Source organism: Metabacillus fastidiosus NBRC 101226 (assembly GCF_001591625.1).
GTDB lineage: Bacteria > Bacillota > Bacilli > Bacillales > Bacillaceae > Metabacillus > Metabacillus fastidiosus.
This window is the reverse complement of record NZ_BCVG01000009.1, coordinates 1-19,903: the sequence shown is the minus strand read 5'-3', so window position 1 is coordinate 19,903 and position 19,903 is coordinate 1. Positions and strand designations below refer to the sequence as shown.

Sequence of the window (19,903 nt, the reverse complement as noted above, 5' to 3'; positions counted from 1 at the left end):
CATCCTACCTCCGAATAATACTTGCCAAATCCCATGTAAGCTGCCGGATCTTCCCTCCGAGTCTCCCTGTAATAAAGAAATTCAATCCAAATGGCTTCATCCAAACAATTCCCTTTTCATTTCCTAAACTAATACAGTAAAAATCAAAATGGTGTTTATGGGATAATTTCTGTTTCCCTTTTAAATCCTGCTTCATTATTTTACTTAATCTTCCTGCCTGATCAATCGCTTCTTTACATGTCATTCCAGCAGTTTCTCCAGTTTTCGGATCACGTATTAAAGCATTGTCACCTAAAGCGTAAATATTGCTTTCACCTTCTATTTGATAAAATGAATTAACAGTTACACTTCCTTTGCAATCTGTCTTAAATCCAAGCTTACGAATAAGCGGATTAGGAATCATTCCGTTTGTCCAAATACATATATCAGCGGGAATAGCCGAATGATTTCTAAACTCTATCCGTTCATTCGCATAGCGCTCAACACGTTTCCCCTGCTCCCCTCTTATACCTAGCTTCCCAAGCTGCTTTTCAACTTTTTTTGCAAAGCTTTCCGGCAGCAGTGGTAAAAGTCTCTCTTCTGAATTTATGAGAACAATATTATGAACAAAACCGGTCTCTTTTCTTAGCCAGTCTGCAATAGATGCCGCAGTTTCAATACCTGTAATTCCCGCGCCGACTATACTAATATTCAACAGTCTTTTACCGCTCTGTTCATTTAACTTCTCGAATATTTGTTTACGAATCATTCGGGCGCTTTCGATATTACGAAGGGAAATTCCTCCAAGTTCAGAGCTCACTTCCCGGATTTCACTGCCCAGTGCCATAATAAGATAGTCATATGAAATAAACTCATGTTTCCCATCTTTTAAAATTAAAAGATTATTCTCATTTTTTTGCACTGACAAAATCTCTCCCTGGATAAATTCAGCGCTGTCCCCACAATACTTTTCATACGGTATTTTTAAATCAGATGACCCAATAATTTCTTTAAAAAGCAACACTTTTCTAAAATGATATTGATTTCGATCAACAAGGATAATCCGAATTTCCTTACCAATCATATTCTTAAATTCCCTTTTAAGCCCCTTTAATAAATGAATGCCCCCATAGCCTCCGCCTGCTATTACAATTGTTTTCATCTTCTCTTCCTCCACTTTCCATTTCCTATAAAACGAATGACGGCCTGCTTTTGTGACAATTGTATAATTATTAAATTTTTCTCACACTTTAATAAGTGAATTACTTTGGTAAAGGGAGGGTTAAAATATGACAAAGCAAAGAGGCCAAAAGGGCAAACCGAATGCAGATAAAGTGAAAAAAGTAATCGCCGTTGAGGAAGTGGAGAAAGCAATACATCCGACAAAAAGACAAAATTCAGAGCAATAATTTAACAGACAAGCAGTGAAGCTTGTCTTTTCTCTTTACTTCCGATAAAAATGTTAGGTAGAATGATGGCGAATATATCTTTTAAAAGGGAGTAAATAAAGATGAAAAAATATATCATTGGCCTGCTCACTATTGTATCCTATGCTTTATTTATCGGTTTCTTTTTCACAAATAAAATCATGTACATAAGAAAAAAAACAGATAAGGAAATTATTGATCTTGAAACAAATGACGGACATTTTAAAATAGAGGACTTTGAAGCTTTAGAAAAGGAAGAAATATGTATCCCTTCCACATTCGGCTATAATATTAAAGGTTCCATTATCGCTCCCCATCATACGAACCGCTATATTATTATTTGCCACGGTGTCACCGTAAATAAATTCAATTCAATCAAATATATGAACCTCTTCTTAGAAAAAGGATGGAATGTTTTAATTTATGATCATAGAAGACATGGCACATCAGGCGGAAAAACGACGAGCTATGGCTATTATGAAAAATTCGATCTCCAGTCCATCGTGCATTTCTTAAAGAAACGTGTTGGTAAAAATATTATTCTCGGTATCCATGGTGAATCAATGGGTGCCGCTACGACATTGCTTTATGCGGGTTCGGTTGAGGATGGAGCTGATTTCTATATCGTTGATTGCCCATTTTCAGACTTAGAATCCCTGCTTCGCTACCGTTTGAAAATGGAATTCCGTATTCCTGGTTTTCTCGTCATGCCATTTGCAAAACCTTTTATTACATTGAGGGACCGCTACTCATTAAAAGATGTCTCGCCAATTACGGTTATTGAGAAAATTAAAAATCCGGTTCTTTTTATTCACAGCAAGCAGGATGATTATATTCTTCCTGAAATGTCAAAACAGCTATATGACAAAAAACCAGGATTTAAAAAAATATATCTTGCAGAAAAAGGAAGCCACGCTATGTCCTTTACTGAAAATAAAGAAGAGTATAATAAAGCAATTGATCATTTCTTAACAGAAATCTCACTTTAGCTATTAAATTTTCAAATAGAACTGAATAATTAGGACTTTCGAAATAGATATTTAACATTATTTAACTATTATATTTTTTAATGGAATTCTCAAGAAAAAGCTTAGAAAAAATATTCCCCTAAAAACAAAAAGATGTATAAAAAATATATAAATATAATGAAGAATCGTCCGATATATAAGAAGTAGAAAAATAAACGGGGAAAAAAGGGGATTTTCAGCTTATGAGGATTTTACAAAATTTGAAAATTAGTCAGAAGCTTTTTTTATTAATCATCATCTCTACTCTCTGCCTGGGAATAGTTGGATTTTCGGGTTATAAATATATGAGAGACATGGCTAAAAGCTCAAATGTCATGTATGACAACCATTTGCAGCCGCTTGATTGGCTAGGCAATGTTCGAACAAATAACCGTGCAATTGATTCTTATACATTAGAATTAATGTTAACGAAAGATCCAGTAAAAAATCAGGAATTAATGACAAGCATTGATGAAGCTGTTGCAGAAAATAATGCGATGCTTGAAAAATTCGGAAAAATACCCCTCTCAGCTGAAGGAAAAGAAGGCTTGGAGCAATATAAAATTAAAGTTATTCAATATTCAGATGCAAGAAAAGTTGCTTTAGATCTAGCAGCGAGAAATGAAAATGAAAAGGCTTACCAACAATATACAAATGTGGTAACAGAAAAACGTAAAGGAGTAAATAATGTTATTACTGGACTCCAGAAATCGAGTTTAGATTTCGCAAAAAAAATTGATCAAGATAATAATGAAAAACTTAAAACAGCGAGTACAATTTTAATTGCAATTATTTTAATAGGTGTAGCTATTTCTATATTAATTGGATTAGTTATCACTAAAATTATCGTCAATCCGGTTAATCAAATGAAAATGTTAATGTCTAAAGCAGAAGAGGGTGATTTCACAGCGAAAGCAGACTATCATTCTAAAGATGAGATTGGTCAGCTTATGGAATCATTCAATAACATGATTACCGGTTTAAGAGCAATCATTTCAACTGTAAGCGAAACATCAGAACTTGTCGCTGCATCTTCAGAAGAATTAAGTGCAAGTGCAGAACAAAGTACGAAAGCTACTGAACATATCTCCTCAACGATTCAAGAATTAGCTGCAGGTTCAGAGCACCAGATGCATAGCTCAGCTGAAACAGTGGAAATGTCGATTGAAGGTAAGAAATCTCTTAATAAAGTAATGTCACAAATGAATTCAATTAATGAAAGTGTAATGGGGCTCGGCAATTCCATTAAAGGGCTTAGTGACCGTTCAACGGAAATCGGACGAATTAACGAAGTTATTACGGCCATTGCAGCCCAGACAAATCTGCTCGCATTAAATGCTGCAATCGAGGCGGCAAGAGCTGCAGAGCATGGGAAAGGATTTGCTGTTGTAGCAGATGAAGTACGAAAACTTGCCGAACAGTCAGCAAATTCAGCAGAACAAATAACAAATTTAATTCAAATGATCCAGCATGAAACAAATCAAACACTGCGTTCTATGGATTCAGCAACAAAAGAAGTAGAAGCAGGTCTTGCAGTCGTTGAAGAAGCCGGAGCATCATTTGATGAAATTGCAACATCGATTAATGCTGTTAAAAATATTGCTGAAGAGTCAGCGGCAAGCAACCAGAACGTATCAGCTGCTACAGAAGAGCAATTAGCATCAATGGAAGAAATTCAAACTTCTTCCTCTACTTTAGCTAATATGTCAGAAGATCTGCAAAATTTAATTAGGAAATTTAAAATCTAATCACATAAAGAGCACCCCTGGATTTTATTACAATCCAAGGGTGTTTTTGCCAGAAGTTTCATTAATATTATAGCTTCCTTCTATTTAAAATGTCCTAAATAGGTAACTAAACGATCAAATTCCACTGAGAAAACATCTTGCAGCCCGAAATAACCTTCTTTTTCTTCAATAACAGTTGCAAATTTTTTGTATAATCGGTGAATATACTTATGATGACGATAAGCATAAAAACGAACTTCCTTACAGTCTTTATTCTCTTCGGCCATATGCCGTACAACTTCTTGAAAACCACGAATAAACAGGTAGCTTTTACGATATTTATTCTCTATTAAACTGCAATCTATAAAGACAATATGTTTATCTTCAAAATTACATTCTCTTGTACCATATGAATAGCTCATCGCCGCAATAACTTTATCATTATCATAAAAAAGAAGAATGTTAGTTTCACTGATCATCGTATAAATGCTTCCCACTGTATCTAATATTGGATATACATCATCAAATTCATTTCGATTACGTAAAAAGAAATATGTAAATTTTTCGTAATCTTCTTCTGCCACACATTTAATCATTTTCATTTTCATCCTCCTCTCTATTCCTTATAATATTCCGTCCAATTCCCTTGCAGAAAAATCGGCTCAATTTCCCCGTCTTCCCGTTCACCATCTACCTGTAATTGTTCCTGACCGATCATAACATCAATATGTATAAGGCTACTGTTAATATTATTCTCTTCACGCTCTTCGGTTGTCATCATTCTCCCATCCTTCAGACCGGTTGTATATGCGTGACCAATCGCAATATGACAAGCCGCATTTTCATCAAAAAGAGTATGATAATATATCAGATTGCTAATTGAGATTGGAGAATGATGAGGAACTAATGCAACTTCCCCTATATATCTCGTCCCCTCATCTGTGGAAATCATCTGCTTCAATTGTTCATATCCCGATTTTGCAGAAAAATCGATAATCCTGCCTTTTTCAAATGTAAGTGTAAATCCATCGATAAGCTGTCCATCGTAAACGAGAGGTTTTGTAATCTGAACAGTACCGTTCACCCCTGTTTTTAATGGTGTCGTATATACTTCTTCCGTCGGTAAATTACAAATAAACGGCGTGCCTTTTACATTTCTATTCAGTCCATTTACCCAAAGGTGATTTTTCGGCAGTTCAATCGTTAAATTCGTCCCCGGTCCTTTAAAATGAAGGAAACGAAAGCTTCTATTATTTAATAATTCGGTTTTTTCATTTAAACCATCCAGATGCTCTTTCCATGCTGTAACTGGATTGTTACAATCTATTCTCGTTGCATGAAAAATAGATTCCCATAATTCCACAATACCTTCCTTTGATTCCAGCTGTGGAAATACTTTTTTTGCCCATTGCACGGTTGGTATGGCAACGACAGACCAGGCTACTTGCATACTAATTAAGCCTTCCATAAAATGACGGGATGCTTCACTTACTGCATTTGCAACTAAATTAATTCGATCCGGATCAATTCCCTCCATATTATCAATATACGGAGATAATACATAAAGGAAAGCAGCACCGTCTCCTGCCATTTTTTCGTATCCTTTTATTTTCCACATTGGAATATTTGTCAATGCCTCTTCTGATGCTAATTCACATTCAAGCCTTTGAAGTTTTTCATCACTCCATTCTATATAAACTTGGCCTGCCCCATTTTCATAAGCGATACGACTTAGTTTTCGAACAAAATCAACAGCAGAAATAGAGGCAAAAATAACTAATGTCTGCCCCTTTTGTATATTTACACCAACTTTTACTGCTAATTCTGCATACTTTTGAATTTTTTCCTCAAATGCAGCCATGAGTCTCTCCTTGTCGAATAATTATTGAACACGCCAATGAATTTTTTTACTAATAAAAAAATATGAGGCATACGAAAAAATAATTAAAATAAACACCGAATTCCTTGTACCCTCTGTCCAGCCAACTGTAAGCATATCCTGCAATGCATTTGCAACATATGTTGTCGGCAGTATATAAGAAATCCACTTTAATATAGCTGGGAGCTGATCTATATCAATCATGACTGGAGTCATAAAGGTAATAAACATTAAAGAGAACTGAGAAATTACACTTGTAAATTGTGGATTAGGTGATAAAAAGCCAATTAACACTCCGATACCAACGACACTGAAAATAGCAATTAAAGCTACTGGTATTAGAAGCCATTCGAAATGAAGCTCAATTCCATATATTTTCTGTCCCAATAAAAAAATAATAATAAACGATGGCAATGAAGTTAATATTCCATAAAAAAGCAGTGACATAATAAAATTCACTTTACGAATCGGTAAGGATGAATAATAAGTAAAATAACCGCCGAATTTTTGATAGGAAATATCTTGACCGAGGATATTCATTCCCATTAATAAAATACTAAAAATCATATTTCCAATAATAAGACGTGCCAGCTGTTCAGAGCTTGTGCCTCCCAAAATAAATTCGAGAAAAAGGAGAGTCACAACCGGGAACATTGTTGCCATTCCTAAAATCCATATTAATTGATGGCGAACAATTGATACTTGAATACGGAACAAAATGAATAACTCAATGAAAAATTGAAAAAAGGAAGATGACCTGTTCATTCTATACATCCTCCTGTTCATTAATTTTTGAATAAACATCTTCTAAACTAGGCGGGATAAGAGAAAATTGGCTAATATATAAATCATCATCTTGAATTAATTCAATAATAGCCGCAGCACTTTCTTTTTCAACCAGCATATGAAGTCTCGTTTCTTCTACTTCCTCAACTGTTCCAAAAGCTGCTAGCTTCTCTTGAATTTTCTCATGATTCCCATTGTAGGTGATCATTTCTAAGCGCATTCTTTGATCTACCCTTCTTTTCAACTCTGCGACACGATCAACTGCAAGCAGTTTGCCTCGATCAATAACAGCCACCCGATGTACAACTTTCTCCGCTTCCAAAATATTATGGGTAACTAGGATAATCGTCGTGCCATTTCTGTTTCTCTCTTTAATAATTTCCCATACTAGTTTTCTCTTTAATGGATCTAATTCATTTGTAGGCTCGTCAAGAATCATAACCGGGGCATTACCAATCAATACGGTTCCTATACTAATAAGCCTTCTTTGTCCTCCTGACAGCTTTTTCAAAAGCTTATCTCTATATTCAGACATCTCAAGCCGCTTCAGTATAGAATCTGTTTGTTTTTTTGCTTCAGTTCGGGATAAGCCTCTTAATCTGCCAGTAAAATAAATAGCTTCCCATGTTTTGAGAAAGGAAAGCGCAAATGTTTCCTGTGAATAATATGCTACTTGCCTTAATACTTCTTTTGTATCTTTAAGAACATCTTGACCGGAAAACCTTATCGTTCCCATCGTCGGTGCAAGCTGTCCGATCATCTGTTTAATTAATGTTGTTTTACCTGCACCATTTGGCCCTAAAATTCCAATAATTTCTCCCTTATAAATAGTTAATGAAATATTATCATTTGCTTTATCATTCGTTTTTTTATAAGAAAGAGTAATATTTTTCAACTCGTAAATTGATTGAGGCATCCTCTTTAAACCTTCCACTTCTCATTTAGAAAATATATTTCAACAAACTGAATCTCCTATAATATTCCCTTATAATAGATTAACAGTTTCAGAAATGGGTCTGACCTAAAAGTCAGACCCATTTCTGAAAAGCTCAGCTTATCTACCGAAGCCGCTTCCGTCTTTTACCGGTTTACCGATTGTTGGCATTGGTGGAAACATCATGTAAACTCCTCCCTTCTCCCATTTGTTACTAATTACCCTGAAAATTCAGATAATCTAGTTTGAAATTACTATAACATAAACTTAATAAATATGACTATAAACCTATCAAAAAAAAGATAACTTTTTACTAGATTTATGTTGCAGCCATCAGGCATTCTTTTATAAATATCATTTTTTCTTTACCCATTATAAAACCTGCCGTCACAACGAACGGCAGGTCATGTTTTATTTTATAATGTTTAAATAATGCGCGGCATCCGGCATAAAACGGAAATTTGTTTTCTCAAGGCTGGCAGTGAATCCTTTATCTCTTAACGTCTCTATTAACTCATCCATTTGTGGATATAATTCATTTTTAAATCCTACGAGCGGATAAATTCGAATAACTCCGCCTTTTTTTGTCACTCGAATAAGCTCTTCAATCGCTTGAAGGTGAAAATCATAATCAAACTGATCCTGGTATAAAAACAAGAAATGATTACATAGTACAAGCGAAAACGTATGATCATTAAAAGGAAGTAACGGCAGTTTTGCTTCTTTATATAATTGTCTATTTTCTTTGTAACTTGCTAGGAACTGACGCAGAGACTGCTCTCTTATCTCCTCATGCTTCTCTAAAGTTTCATATGTATCCCAAGTGAATAAATGTGCATTATTTCTTATTTTTTGAGCAGCCAGTTTAAGCTCTTCGTCTCCATACTTGCTCATTTCTTCAAATGCTAATTTATAAAGCGGATCAACAGCTTGCCCGTCATATCCTCTCTTTATTAACTCTGCAGTAAATGATGATGCTCCTGAAGCAACATCAAGCACCGGCCCTTTTCTTAAAAGGACGTCATCAAGCATGAACATTTCCTTATACTCACTAAATGCACGGCATGTCATCGCCACACCTGTCTGTTCATAAATTACTTCTCTGCTCAATCTAATCTCTCCTTTTCTCTTCTCTGCTAAACTATTACAATTTCATTCTAAACCTCTATGGAAAAAATTACAACTGTTCATTGACAAATGAAATGGATAATCTTAACATAGTATATGAGCATATGCTCATATACTATGTTAAGAGGTGTACATATGATCTACGATATTATTATAGTAGGAGCCGGTCAGGCTGGTTTAGCAATGGGATATTACTTAAAGAAAACAAAAATGTCATTTCTTATCATTGACCAGTGTTCTGGAATAGGTGAAGTTTGGCGGAGCCGCTATGATTCTCTTACATTGTTTACACCACGTTCCTTTAGCTCGCTCCCTGGCAGTAAATTAGCGGGAAATGAGAATAACTATCCAATAAAAGATGAAATTGCTGATTATTTAGCCCATTATGCACAGGAACATGCACTTCCGGTTCAATTAAATACGATTGTTCAAATACTTTCTAAAGAAAAAGATGTTTTTCAAATTACAACGAACCAAGGTTTATTGGAGGCAAAACAAATTGTTATTGCAACAGGTCCTTTTCAGAAGCCTTTTATACCTGACTGTTCAAACTTATTAGCAAAGGAAATTTTTCAAATCCATTCTGCTCATTATAAAAATAAAAACCAATTAAAAGACGGCTCTGTTTTAGTCGTTGGCGGCGGGAATTCAGGCTGTCAAATAGCTGTAGAGCTTGCAGAAGACAGAGATGTTCATTTATCTGTTAGCAAGAAATTAAAGTTCCTTCCACAGGATATTGGAGGGCGCAGCATTTTTCACTGGTTTGATAAGCTTGGAATTTTAAAAGCAACTGTCCACTCTTCTGCTGGCAGATTTCTTAAAAGGCAGGCTGATCCGATCTTTGGTAAAGAATTAAAGGCTTTATTAAAAAAGAAGCAAGTAACTCTAAAACCGCGCCTCACTTCTGTAAAAGACGATAAACTTATTTTTCAGGATGGCAGCGAGTTTAAAGCCGATAATATTATCTGGTCAACCGGTTTTAAATATGATTACAGCTGGGTACATATTCCGCAGGCTTTTCATTCTGACGGCTCCCCTGTTCATGAAAGAGGAGTAACCCCGGTTAATGGTTTGTATTTCTTAGGTTTGCCATGGCAGTATAGACGTGGTTCCGCATTATTGCAAGGTGTCGGCTATGATGCAAGCTATTTATATGAAAAAATAAAGGAGGGAATTTTATATGAAACGAAATGATCATTCTTTTTTACCTGATACGACGGTGAATGAAGCATCCAAAATTTTTAAAGCGTTAGGTGACCCGACAAGAATTAAAATTTTATATTTACTGTCTGAAGAAGAATGTTCCGTTAATCATATAGCTGAAGTGCTTGATCTATCCCAATCTGCTATTTCCCATCAACTCAGCCTGTTAAGAAATTTACGGTTAGTGAAATATCGGCGTGAAGGAAATACATTATTTTATACGTATGATGATGAGCATGTTATTTCTATCCTCCATGAAGTGATTGGGCATATTGAACATAATTAAAAGGAGCATTATGCTCCTTTTAAAAATCATTTATTTCTCTATTAAGCTCATGCGCGGATTTAATATTTGGGACGGGCTCGTTAGCATAAAAGTATTTGCCGTTTCATTAAAACTGATCGTTAAATTTTCATCTAAAAAAACCATTTTTGTTTTTTCAATAACGACAGGAACGAAATTCGTCTCCACTTCCTGATCATCTTCCTCTATTTCGTCGACAATCCATAATGCAGCAACACCGCTAACGACACAGCCGCAGCCATCTGTATCATACTTCAGTTTCAATTTTTTACTACTTGGAATTTTATCAGTTAATTTCTCAATCGCTTCTTTCGTAAATGTGATTTCCATTCAGATCTTCTCCTCTCATTTCTATCGACATTTTAACATACATACATATTTCCCGCATGATTCTATACGAAACTCGCTTTTTATGTAAAAGGATGCTAACATCCTCTTTTCATTTTAAGTTATTCCCTCATATCCTAAATCATTTAAACATTTTGCTATTAACTGATAGCCACGATCATTAGGATGTACTTTATCCACTGATAATAACTCGGCCTCTTTTCCTTTAAAAGCTGAGTAAATATCTGCTACACGGATTAAGTGTCCATCATCAAATCCATTTAATGCCCGATTAAACAGATGAATCCATTTATCGGCAAATTGAATATCCGGAAACGGATTATACAGGTTTAATAAACGAATCATATACGGCTGTCCGCAATTGCTTTTCAATTCTTTTATAACATCCATAATATGATCAATATTTTCCCTGCATTCTTTTAATGATTGCATAAGCTCTTCATTATTTCCTGTTGATTCAAAGGTCCTGCTCGCATTGATCAAATCATTTGCACCTGCTGATAATGTAATAATGTTAGCCTCGTTTATTTTTTCATGCAATGCTTCCGTTTTAACAATTTCAAGCACATCACCTGTCTCTATTCCAGATTTAGCGTAAACATTTATACGTACTGGTGAACATAGATTTCGTTCTATGAATCTTGCATAATAAGACACAAAACTCGGGGCAAACAGAGAAGCTCCAACACCGACTGTAAGTGAATCACCTAACGCTGCATACTTAAGATACGAATGCTTATCCTTCATAATAAACCTCCAAAAAGATCTTCCAATTAACATACTCTGAATAGAGCGATTTGGGGGCTTTTCCATTTATAATTAGGCGCGGTATTCTTAAAACAATAGAAAAAAAGGACGATCCTCTCTATACTTAATAATGAAACGAGGTGCTCTCCTATGGAGGAAAAACTATTAGTGAAAATGTTTCATAAAAGCTTTCAGCAATATGGACGGGACTTAACAATCGATCCATTAAATGAAAAGGAAAAGAAGGAATTAATAAAAGAAGCAGTAAAACAGCAGCAAATAGATCCAGACTCAGAATGGTTTGAAATAATAGAGGATATCGTATATGAATATGTCACAAATCAAGAAATAATATAAGGCTCACCTAAATGAGCCTTTACGCGTTAATTTCTGGAATACAAACTGAATTGTAAAGCATGTAAAAGCTAAAGCTATAAATGAATATACGAATATGAATGGATTACCAACAAAACCGAATGCCACTTCATTTTGCAGCATATAGACACTTTCATCCTTCCCAACATCAGGAACATAAGCCTTCGTTATTATGTAGCCTTTTAAAAATGTGAGAGAGAAATAAACGAAATGTAGGGCAGCTGAAATAATACATGCACGTACGATTATTTTCAATGGAACATCCCTCCATCCTCTTCATAATACTTATCAAATACGTTAGCATATTGCTCTTTTAATTGTTGTATAAGCTCCACATTATCTGACATAATATCAAGTACATCCGTACTTACATATGCCAGAAAACTATCATTATAAAAAGCAATATATACCCCTATGCATCCATGGCTTACTGCCTTACAGTATTTATATATTTCCTCTTTCTTTACATTTTTGACCGTTGCATAAATAACTGCACCTTCCTCATTCGGATTTTTAATCACTGTTTCTTTCCAATTATTAATCTTAAAAAAATCTCCTAATCTAATCTTTTCCCGAAATCGTTTATTTTTATATGTATATCCGATAATGAATGAACAGTCTATTCTTTCCTGGCGATCAAATAAACCTTTTAAAATGTCAGTTAATAATTTTGTATTGCAGTTTTCAAATACCTCCATATCAAACCTAATTCTCTCATCCTGTTCCATTTGAAAAAACGGCGTTTCATCAGCCTCAAACTTTACTCCAAATCTCTCTATTCTTTCCATAGTCATACTCCGTTTATTTTTTTAAAAATGCCTTTCCTCCAATTAATTCTACAAATCCTGGCATTATCTGATAAATTGTAGAACCGAGGCCCATCCATCCGGGCAGATTAATTTCTCTCTTCGGTGTCATCATTGCCTTTACAATTTTTTCTGCTACTTTATTAGGATCGAGCATCCAGCGGTCAATATTTTTCATATAGTCTCCGCCTTCATCAGCAATATCAAAAAAATTCGTTCGAATCGGACCTGGATTAACAGCTGTAACGAAAATATTTTCATCTTTTAACTCCATACGAAGACTGTTCGTGAATCCTAATACAGCATGTTTCGTCGCAGCGTAAATACTTGATTTAGGTGTTGCCAGCTTTCCTGCCTGTGAAGCAATATTAATAATGTGGCCTTTTCTTCTCTCAATCATTTTCGGAAGAACTGCTTTTGTGCTCTCAATAAGACCGAACACATTTACTTCAAACATTGCTCTCATTTCATCTGTTGTTGCATCTATTGCATGATTAAAAATTCCAAATCCAGCATTATTAACAAGTATATCAATCGTTCCTATTTCTCTTTCAATCTTTTCAAAAACGATCTGTATTTCTTCTATCTTTTGCACATCAAGTGCATAATAAGAGCAGGGAACTTTATAAGTTTTTTCTATTTCCCGAGAAATTTTTTCCAATCGTTCTACCCTTCTTGCCAGAAGAATCGGATATGCTCCCTGTTTCGCACATTCTATTGCAATTTTCTCCCCGATTCCACTTGATGCCCCAGTTATTACAACAAGATTTTCTCTTAAGCGCAAATTCATAAATCCACCTCAAAAAATGTTAATGTACTAATCTTTTACCTTTAATTTGAGTGATTTCCTGCTAATAGTCAAGCATTGGAAATGATTAAACTTGACAACTATTTCACTAACAGCACATAATAATGAAAAAAATCGAAAATAAAGGGGATAAAAACTTTGAATAAAATAGGAGTTATCGGTGCCGGGTCAATGGCTGAAGCAATTGTTTCAGGCTTAATAAAAGGTAAACTTATGGCACCGGATCAAATTATTATTTCCAATCGTTCCAATTCTGAACGCTTATTCGAGCTGGAAACGGCATACGGTGTCAAAGTTACTCATGATAAAAAAGAAGTAATCGAACAGTCCAGTATCATTCTTTTAGCTATGAAACCAAAAGATGTAGAAGCTGGAATTAATAGTATAAAAGATTATGTTACAAATCAGCTCATCATCTCTGTTTTAGCAGGTGTCTCCATTGCAACTATTTCTCAAATTTTCGAGAAAGACTTACCTGTAGTCCGTGCAATGCCAAATACGTCAGCTTCCATCGGGAAATCAGCAACAGCAATCGCAGCAAACAATAAAGTGACAGCAGACAATCTTCAAGCATGTAAAACATTATTCGAAGCAATTGGAAGCTGTACCGTTGTAAAAGAAGCCCAGCTTGATGCAGTAACAGGCCTATCAGGAAGCGGGCCTGCCTATCTTTACTATTTCGTTGAATCACTTGAAAAAGCGGCAGAGGAAGTCGGACTTGAAGGGCAAATCGCAAGGGAATTAATTTTGCAGACAATTGCTGGCGCAGCTGAAATGCTGACAACGAGCGGTAAACATGCCTCTGTTCTTAGAAAAGAAGTAACGAGTCCTAACGGAACAACAGAAGCAGGATTAACGATGCTGAAAGACAAAAATTTTGAAGAAGCAGTTATTTCCTGTGTAAAAAGAGCAACAGAACGTTCAGAAGAACTGAAAGAAATGTTTGCAAAAACAGTTATTAATACAACGAAATAATATAATAGGAGTAAATAAATGGAGCATATTAAAAAGGTCCTTCCACATCGCTTTCCATTTCTGATGATTGACGGAATAGAAGAAATGGAACAGGGAAAATCAGTAAAAGGATATAAAAATATAAGCCATAACGATTATTATATAAACAAAAGTGACGAAACATTTCCAAACACACTTGTTGTAGAGGCTCTCGCTCAATTAGGAGCATTTGCAAGTACAACAGAACAAACCGGACTTGGATTTCTCTCCTCCTTAAAAGGAGTTACATTTACAGGATGTGCTAAAGCAGGAGATCGAATCGATTTATATTATGAAGTGCTTCGGAACAAACGCGGCTTCGTTCTTGGAAGAGGAACAGCTAAAGCAGGCAATGAAACGATTGTAACTGCAGAAGAAATTCTAATTTATCAGGCACCGCAAACTTAAATCTTAAGCTTGCGGTGTTTCTTTTTTTAAAATTGAGCAAAAATAATGACGGTACTTCTTTTCAGCTGTATAATCCCTATTAAAACTATCGATATTGGAGGAACAGATAATGACAGCAAAACTTTTTGAACCTTATACGATTAAAAATGTAACGTTGAAAAATCGGATTGTTATGTCACCGATGTGCATGTATTCTGCAGAAGCAGACGGCAAAGTAAATGACTTCCATCTGACTCATTATATTAGTCGTGCAGCAGGCCAAGTTGGATTAATTATGGTCGAGGCTTCCGGGGTTACTCCTCAAGGACGGATTTCTGAAAATGATCTTGGCATTTGGAGTGATGAGCAAATTCCAGGTCTTCGCAAATTAGTCGATGGTATTAAACAATACGGATCAAAAACATCGATTCAAATTGCACATGCAGGAAGAAAATCAAAAGTAAACGGTGATATTATCGCCCCGTCTGCAATCCCTTTTGATGAGCATTCCAAAACTCCAAAAGAAATGACAAAAGAAGAGATCAAAGAAACAATCCAGGCGTTCCAAGACGGCGCAAAGCGCGCACTGCAAGCAGGCTTTGACACAATTGAGCTTCATGCTGCACACGGCTATTTAATTAATGAATTCCTATCTCCATTATCAAATAAACGAGACGATGAATATGGGCAAGACCAGTACTTATTTTTAGAAGAAATTATCAATGCTGTGAAAGAAGTATGGGACGGACCTTTATTCGTTAGAATATCGGCAACAGATCATCATAAGGACGGATTAACTGTTGAGGATTACATCGAGTATTCAAAAAAAATGAAAGCACAGGGGATCGACTTAATCGACTGCAGCACAGGGGCATTAGTTAATACATCTATTAATGTTTATCCCGGGTATCAAGTGCCTTATGCAGAAAAAATCCGTCAGGAAGCTGATATTCCAACAGGTGCAGTCGGACTTATTACGCATGGCATTCAAGCGGAAGAAATTTTACAAAATGAAAGAGCAGATTTAATTTTTATTGCGCGTGAATTATTACGTGATCCGTACTGGCCTAGAACGGCGGCAAAACAGCTCGGTACTAAGATAGAAGCACCTAAGCAATATAGCCGAGGCTGGTAATTTTTCAAAAAATAAAGGCAGCTCCGCATGTCCGGTTGGGGCTGCTTTCTCTTATACAATCTGGTATGTAAAAAAGACTATGGGAAGATACTTCATTCAATACCTTCCCTGTACTTTATTCGTCTTATCTTCATTAAATAATTTAACTTTTGATTCTCCCTTTCTTTTTTTCTGACCTTTTTTGTACCGGTCAGTTACTTCTACCAACTCCTCCACCGCTGCTTCAAATTGTTTACGTGTTAATTGTTTATTCGCAAAAGATAAACATAGTAAAGCTAATGCAATTGGCATCGTATCAAGTTGAATATCAATATTTACATCTACATCTGAGTTTCCACTACGGTTAATATAAGAAGAAGTGGAACCCATATCATAAGAGAAAATTTCCGGTGGTTCCATTAAACTATCAAAATCAATATACTCCACTATTAATTGGCTCCTTTCTAAAAAAATTAGTTTGTATAAGAGAGTATCGGTATAAATCCGAATACTCTCTTACGTGAATCCATCTTATTTAAATCTTAGAAAAAGTCATATTTTTGTCTCTGTTTTTGATTCTGATCTTGATTCTGATCTTGATCTTGATCTTGATCAGCTTCTGCTTCTGTGCGTGCACGTACTTTTGCTTTTGAATCAGAATCCACGTCTACATCGATACGAACTTTAGAATTTCCACTGTTATTAACTTTTGCTACGTTGATATTTTTATCTGTATTTTTTAATTTATTGTCATTGTCATTATCGATATCATTGTCAAAATCAAAATCTACATCTGACTTTGCTTTTGAGTGACTTTTTGCCTTAGCTTTATTGTGATCATCATTGTTATCGAATTCTGGAAACCATGAACGGCTCATATTGTCACCTCCTTCCCTTTCTTTACAAGCATTATATTCAATTCTGGCAAAATGAATTGGACAACATAATCAATATAATTGCGGATTTTGAAACTATTTAAACCAGTTGTGATTCATCAACAAAAAAAGGGACATAAATACTTCTCTCCTATAGAAAAGTATTTATGTCCCTTTATTGCTTTTAGACTATTAAATTATCTTTTATATAATACACACAAAAAAGAGCTTAAAGAGAAAATAATATTTTTTCCCTTTAAGCATATTTTATATTAAAGAATGTATTTAAAAACCGCTGTCACTTGATGCAGTTTTCTTATCCAATACAAATAATCACTCACCTCGTACAATATCAAATAAATCAAAATCGTTCGCAAGCTCTGTATTTGGATGGATACTTCTTGCTTCTGTTAGTAATCCTTCTATATGATGCTCCTGATAACGGGAGCTAATATGGGTAAGGATTAATTTTTTCACATCTGCTTCCTGTGCAATTTTTGCAGCCTGCTCCGTCGTGGAATGGAAATAATCATATGCGAGCTGATCATCTGATTTGCCGAAAGTAGCTTCATGAATAAGTAAATCTGCTTTTTCAGCAAGTTCAATACTTGTCTCGCATTTTCTCGTATCACCGAGTATTGTCACAATTCTCCCTTTTTGCGGAGCACCTAGGAAATCTGCTCCATTTAACGATCTGCCGTCATCAAGGATAATCGTCTCACCTTGTTTAAGCTGCTGAAAATGCGGACCTGCCGGCACATTCATTTCTTTTAATTTTTCGATTAAAAGCGGACCAGGCAAATCTTTTTCCGTAATTCTATAGCCATATGAAGGGATACCATGTTCAAGCTTGCGGGCTTCAACGATAAATGTATCATCTTCGAATATAACACCTTCTTCAATTTCTATAATTTCAAGAGGGTATTTTATATATGTTGTACTTAAAGTAAGTGTTGTCATAACAAACTCTTTAATGCCCTTTGGACCGTAGATTGTCAATTTATCTTTCCCATCTTGAAAGGATCGGCTTCCAAGCAGACCGGGAAGCCCGTAAATATGGTCCCCGTGCATATGGGTAATAAAGATTTTTTCGATTCGCCGCGGCTTTATTGGGGTATGTAAAATCTGATGCTGTGTTCCTTCACCACAGTCAAAAAGCCAAACCGATTTGCGCTCTTCTAATAATTGAAGAGCGATCGATGTTACATTCCGTGCTTTCGCTGGTATACCTGCACCAGTTCCTAAAAATAAAACATTCACAACATTATCCTCCTAAAATACTATTGCATTTAGAATACATTATTTTGCATGCCGAGAGAAGTAGAAACGATAATTAATAGTAAATTCGTTTATAATAAGAATGAATTTTATTTGATTTAATGAACATTTACATTTAATATTTGAAGAGGATATTTCAAAGTACATAGTTCTACATTTTTCAGCATATTTTGACAAAATAAATGCTATTAAAAAGTGAGGTAAAATGAGTGATTACAGAACAACATCCTAAAGCAGTTATCGTAATTTTTGGAGCAACCGGAGATTTAGCTAAAAGGAAATTATTCCCTTCTATCTACCGTCTCGTTCGAAATAATAAAATTGGTAAAGAATTTGCAGTCGTAGGTGTCGGACGAAGACCTTTAACAAATGAAGAATTTCGCCATAACGTGCAGGAATCTATTCAATCATCTATTGAAGATTCAACAGAAACAGATGAATTTTCATCCCATTTTTATTATCACCCGTTCGATGTGACGAACCCCTCCTCTTATAATGAGCTTAAAACCGTCTTACATGAATTAGATAACTCTTATAATACGGAAGGTAACCGCATGTTTTATTTAGCAATGGCTCCTGAGTTCTTTGGAACAATTGCTAGCAACTTAAAAAAAGAAGGTTTAACTGATACAAAGGGCTGGAGCCGTCTTGTAATCGAGAAACCATTTGGACATGATCTTCCATCTGCTCAAACATTAAACCAAGAACTTCGTGAAGTATTTAATGAAGATCAAATTTATAGAATTGATCACTATTTAGGAAAAGAAATGGTACAAAATATCGAAGTTATCCGCTTTGCAAATGCAATATTTGAGCCGCTTTGGAACAATCGCTATATTTCAAATATTCAAATTACATCAAGTGAAGTTCTCGGTGTAGAAGACCGCGGACGTTATTATGAACACTCTGGAGCACTGCGTGATATGGTGCAGAACCATATGCTTCAAATGGTGGCATTACTTGCAATGGAACCCCCGATTAAGCTTGCGACAGATGAAATTCGAAGTGAAAAAGTAAAAGTATTAAGAGCATTGCGACCAGTTAATGAGGAAAATGTTTCTGACTACTTTGTTCGTGGACAATACTATTCAGGAAGTCTTTTCAATAAATCAGTTCCGGCCTACCGGGAAGAAAGTAATGTTGATGAGCAGTCAATGACAGAGACATATGTAGCAGGAAAAGTAATGATTGATAATTTCAGATGGGCCGGAGTACCATTTTATATAAGAACTGGAAAGAGATTAAAAGAGAAATCAACAAAGATTGTCATTCAATTTAAAGATATTCCAATGAATCTTTATTACAACCGAAAAGAAGATTTAGCGCCAAATCTGCTCGTTATCCATATTCAGCCTGATGAAGGTATTACATTGCAATTAAATGCGAAAAAGACTGGAAGCGGTGTATATGGAAAGCCGATTGAGCTTGATTACTGCAATAATTGCCTTGATGGCATTAATACACCTGAAGCATATGAAAAACTTATTTATGACTGTATGCGTGGAGATGCAACGAACTTCACTCATTGGGATGAAGTAGCACTATCTTGGAGCTATGTCGATACGATCTCACATGCTTGGAAAAAAGAAAAAGCAGAGCTTGCTTTCTACCGTGCTGGTTCAGCAGGTCCAAAAGAGGCTGATGAACTTTTAGAAAGAGACAGCTTCCACTGGTGGCATGTAGGTGATGATTTAGGATGTTAATGAAATATCCGTCCCAATATGGGACGGATATTTTAATTATTTACACGTATTGATAAAATGAAATTTCTATCAGCCGGGGTTTCTCCTTCCACACT

The 19,903-nt window shown here is 35.4% G+C and carries 23 protein-coding genes; 9 read left to right on the top strand and 14 right to left on the bottom strand.

Annotation, left to right across the window (positions count from 1 at the left end):
• Positions 1-4: 4 nt before the first annotated feature.
• Positions 5-1,141, bottom strand: coding sequence for an NAD(P)/FAD-dependent oxidoreductase (locus tag BFA01S_RS04130; protein ID WP_066226165.1), 1,137 nt, complete (start codon positions 1,139-1,141; stop codon positions 5-7).
• A 348-nt stretch (positions 1,142-1,489) separates the two neighbouring features.
• Here BFA01S_RS04130 and BFA01S_RS04125 point away from each other — a divergent pair, with 348 nt between their 5' ends.
• On the top strand, positions 1,490-2,395 hold the full coding sequence (locus tag BFA01S_RS04125; protein WP_066226162.1) for an alpha/beta hydrolase: 906 nt from the start codon (positions 1,490-1,492) through the stop codon (positions 2,393-2,395).
• A gap of 221 nt (positions 2,396-2,616) precedes the next feature.
• The gene (locus BFA01S_RS04120) at positions 2,617-4,161 is read left to right on the top strand and encodes a methyl-accepting chemotaxis protein (RefSeq protein WP_066226161.1); all 1,545 of its coding nucleotides are present in this window, start codon (positions 2,617-2,619) and stop codon (positions 4,159-4,161) included.
• Between the two features lie 80 nt (positions 4,162-4,241).
• On the opposite strand, the gene BFA01S_RS04115 is transcribed toward BFA01S_RS04120, so the two are convergent.
• The 5 genes from BFA01S_RS04115 to BFA01S_RS04095 form a co-directional block, all read right to left on the bottom strand.
• On the bottom strand, positions 4,242-4,742 hold the full coding sequence (locus BFA01S_RS04115) for a hypothetical protein (protein WP_066226158.1): 501 nt from the start codon (positions 4,740-4,742) through the stop codon (positions 4,242-4,244).
• A 14-nt stretch (positions 4,743-4,756) separates the two neighbouring features.
• Positions 4,757-6,001, bottom strand: a complete 1,245-nt coding sequence (locus BFA01S_RS04110) for an aminopeptidase (RefSeq protein WP_066226155.1) — start codon at positions 5,999-6,001, stop codon at positions 4,757-4,759.
• 21 nt (positions 6,002-6,022) lie between these two features.
• The gene (locus BFA01S_RS04105) at positions 6,023-6,784 is read right to left on the bottom strand and encodes an ABC transporter permease (RefSeq protein WP_066226152.1); all 762 of its coding nucleotides are present in this window, start codon (positions 6,782-6,784) and stop codon (positions 6,023-6,025) included.
• 1 nt (position 6,785) lies between these two features.
• Positions 6,786-7,721, bottom strand: coding sequence for an ABC transporter ATP-binding protein (locus BFA01S_RS04100; protein ID WP_066226149.1), 936 nt, complete (start codon positions 7,719-7,721; stop codon positions 6,786-6,788).
• A gap of 429 nt (positions 7,722-8,150) precedes the next feature.
• Complete coding sequence (locus tag BFA01S_RS04095) at positions 8,151-8,849, bottom strand: class I SAM-dependent methyltransferase (protein ID WP_066226144.1); 699 nt, start codon at positions 8,847-8,849, stop codon at positions 8,151-8,153.
• Positions 8,850-9,002: 153 nt separating this feature from the next.
• Here BFA01S_RS04095 and BFA01S_RS04090 point away from each other — a divergent pair, with 153 nt between their 5' ends.
• Positions 9,003-10,061 (top strand): flavin-containing monooxygenase, encoded by a 1,059-nt coding sequence (locus BFA01S_RS04090; RefSeq protein ID WP_066226141.1) that lies wholly within the window; start codon positions 9,003-9,005, stop codon positions 10,059-10,061.
• Positions 10,048-10,356 carry an ArsR/SmtB family transcription factor gene (locus BFA01S_RS04085; RefSeq protein ID WP_066226140.1) on the top strand — a complete coding sequence of 103 codons (309 nt, stop codon included), beginning with the start codon at positions 10,048-10,050 and terminating at the stop codon, positions 10,354-10,356. Before BFA01S_RS04090 ends, BFA01S_RS04085 begins: the two co-directional genes overlap by 14 nt.
• A gap of 30 nt (positions 10,357-10,386) precedes the next feature.
• Here the strand turns inward: BFA01S_RS04085 and BFA01S_RS04080 are convergent, their stop codons facing one another.
• Together BFA01S_RS04080 and BFA01S_RS04075 are read right to left on the bottom strand one after the other, a co-directional pair.
• A complete protein-coding gene (locus BFA01S_RS04080; RefSeq protein WP_066226137.1) occupies positions 10,387-10,704 on the bottom strand; it encodes an iron-sulfur cluster biosynthesis family protein in 318 nt (105 codons plus the stop codon).
• A 114-nt stretch (positions 10,705-10,818) separates the two neighbouring features.
• The gene (locus BFA01S_RS04075; RefSeq protein WP_066226134.1) at positions 10,819-11,469 is read right to left on the bottom strand and encodes a GDSL-type esterase/lipase family protein; all 651 of its coding nucleotides are present in this window, start codon (positions 11,467-11,469) and stop codon (positions 10,819-10,821) included.
• A gap of 150 nt (positions 11,470-11,619) precedes the next feature.
• Here BFA01S_RS04075 and BFA01S_RS04070 point away from each other — a divergent pair, with 150 nt between their 5' ends.
• Positions 11,620-11,826 carry a YqzH family protein gene (locus BFA01S_RS04070; protein ID WP_066226131.1) on the top strand — a complete coding sequence of 69 codons (207 nt, stop codon included), beginning with the start codon at positions 11,620-11,622 and terminating at the stop codon, positions 11,824-11,826.
• Between the two features lie 3 nt (positions 11,827-11,829).
• Here BFA01S_RS04070 and BFA01S_RS04065 read toward each other — a convergent pair whose 3' ends face one another.
• From BFA01S_RS04065 to BFA01S_RS04055, 3 genes are read right to left on the bottom strand one after another with little or no spacing between them, the layout of a single operon-like run.
• Complete coding sequence (locus BFA01S_RS04065) at positions 11,830-12,099, bottom strand: hypothetical protein (RefSeq protein ID WP_066226128.1); 270 nt, start codon at positions 12,097-12,099, stop codon at positions 11,830-11,832.
• On the bottom strand, positions 12,096-12,632 hold the full coding sequence (locus BFA01S_RS04060; protein WP_066226302.1) for a hypothetical protein: 537 nt from the start codon (positions 12,630-12,632) through the stop codon (positions 12,096-12,098). Before BFA01S_RS04060 ends, BFA01S_RS04065 begins: the two co-directional genes overlap by 4 nt.
• Positions 12,633-12,645: 13 nt before the next feature.
• Positions 12,646-13,440: an SDR family NAD(P)-dependent oxidoreductase gene (locus tag BFA01S_RS04055; RefSeq protein ID WP_066226126.1), complete on the bottom strand. Its 795-nt coding sequence runs from the start codon at positions 13,438-13,440 to the stop codon at positions 12,646-12,648.
• A 156-nt stretch (positions 13,441-13,596) separates the two neighbouring features.
• Between BFA01S_RS04055 and proC the strand changes: the two genes are divergently transcribed.
• From proC to namA, 3 genes are all read left to right on the top strand, one after another.
• Positions 13,597-14,433 (top strand): pyrroline-5-carboxylate reductase, encoded by an 837-nt coding sequence (proC, locus tag BFA01S_RS04050; RefSeq protein WP_082799846.1) that lies wholly within the window; start codon positions 13,597-13,599, stop codon positions 14,431-14,433.
• A gap of 18 nt (positions 14,434-14,451) precedes the next feature.
• A complete protein-coding gene (locus BFA01S_RS04045; protein WP_066226123.1) occupies positions 14,452-14,859 on the top strand; it encodes a 3-hydroxyacyl-ACP dehydratase FabZ family protein in 408 nt (135 codons plus the stop codon).
• A 109-nt stretch (positions 14,860-14,968) separates the two neighbouring features.
• The gene (namA, locus tag BFA01S_RS04040) at positions 14,969-15,973 is read left to right on the top strand and encodes an NADPH dehydrogenase NamA (RefSeq protein ID WP_066226118.1); all 1,005 of its coding nucleotides are present in this window, start codon (positions 14,969-14,971) and stop codon (positions 15,971-15,973) included.
• Positions 15,974-16,069: 96 nt separating this feature from the next.
• Here the strand turns inward: namA and BFA01S_RS04035 are convergent, their stop codons facing one another.
• The 3 genes from BFA01S_RS04035 to rnz form a co-directional block, all read right to left on the bottom strand.
• Entirely contained in the window at positions 16,070-16,399 is a 330-nt protein-coding gene (locus tag BFA01S_RS04035; RefSeq protein ID WP_066226114.1) for a hypothetical protein, read from the bottom strand.
• A gap of 95 nt (positions 16,400-16,494) precedes the next feature.
• On the bottom strand, positions 16,495-16,830 hold the full coding sequence (locus BFA01S_RS04030; RefSeq protein WP_066226110.1) for a hypothetical protein: 336 nt from the start codon (positions 16,828-16,830) through the stop codon (positions 16,495-16,497).
• Between the two features lie 330 nt (positions 16,831-17,160).
• Positions 17,161-18,087 (bottom strand): ribonuclease Z, encoded by a 927-nt coding sequence (rnz, locus tag BFA01S_RS04025; protein WP_066226108.1) that lies wholly within the window; start codon positions 18,085-18,087, stop codon positions 17,161-17,163.
• Between the two features lie 227 nt (positions 18,088-18,314).
• Between rnz and zwf the strand changes: the two genes are divergently transcribed.
• Complete coding sequence (gene zwf / locus BFA01S_RS04020) at positions 18,315-19,808, top strand: glucose-6-phosphate dehydrogenase (RefSeq protein WP_066226105.1); 1,494 nt, start codon at positions 18,315-18,317, stop codon at positions 19,806-19,808.
• Positions 19,809-19,903 lie beyond the last annotated feature (95 nt).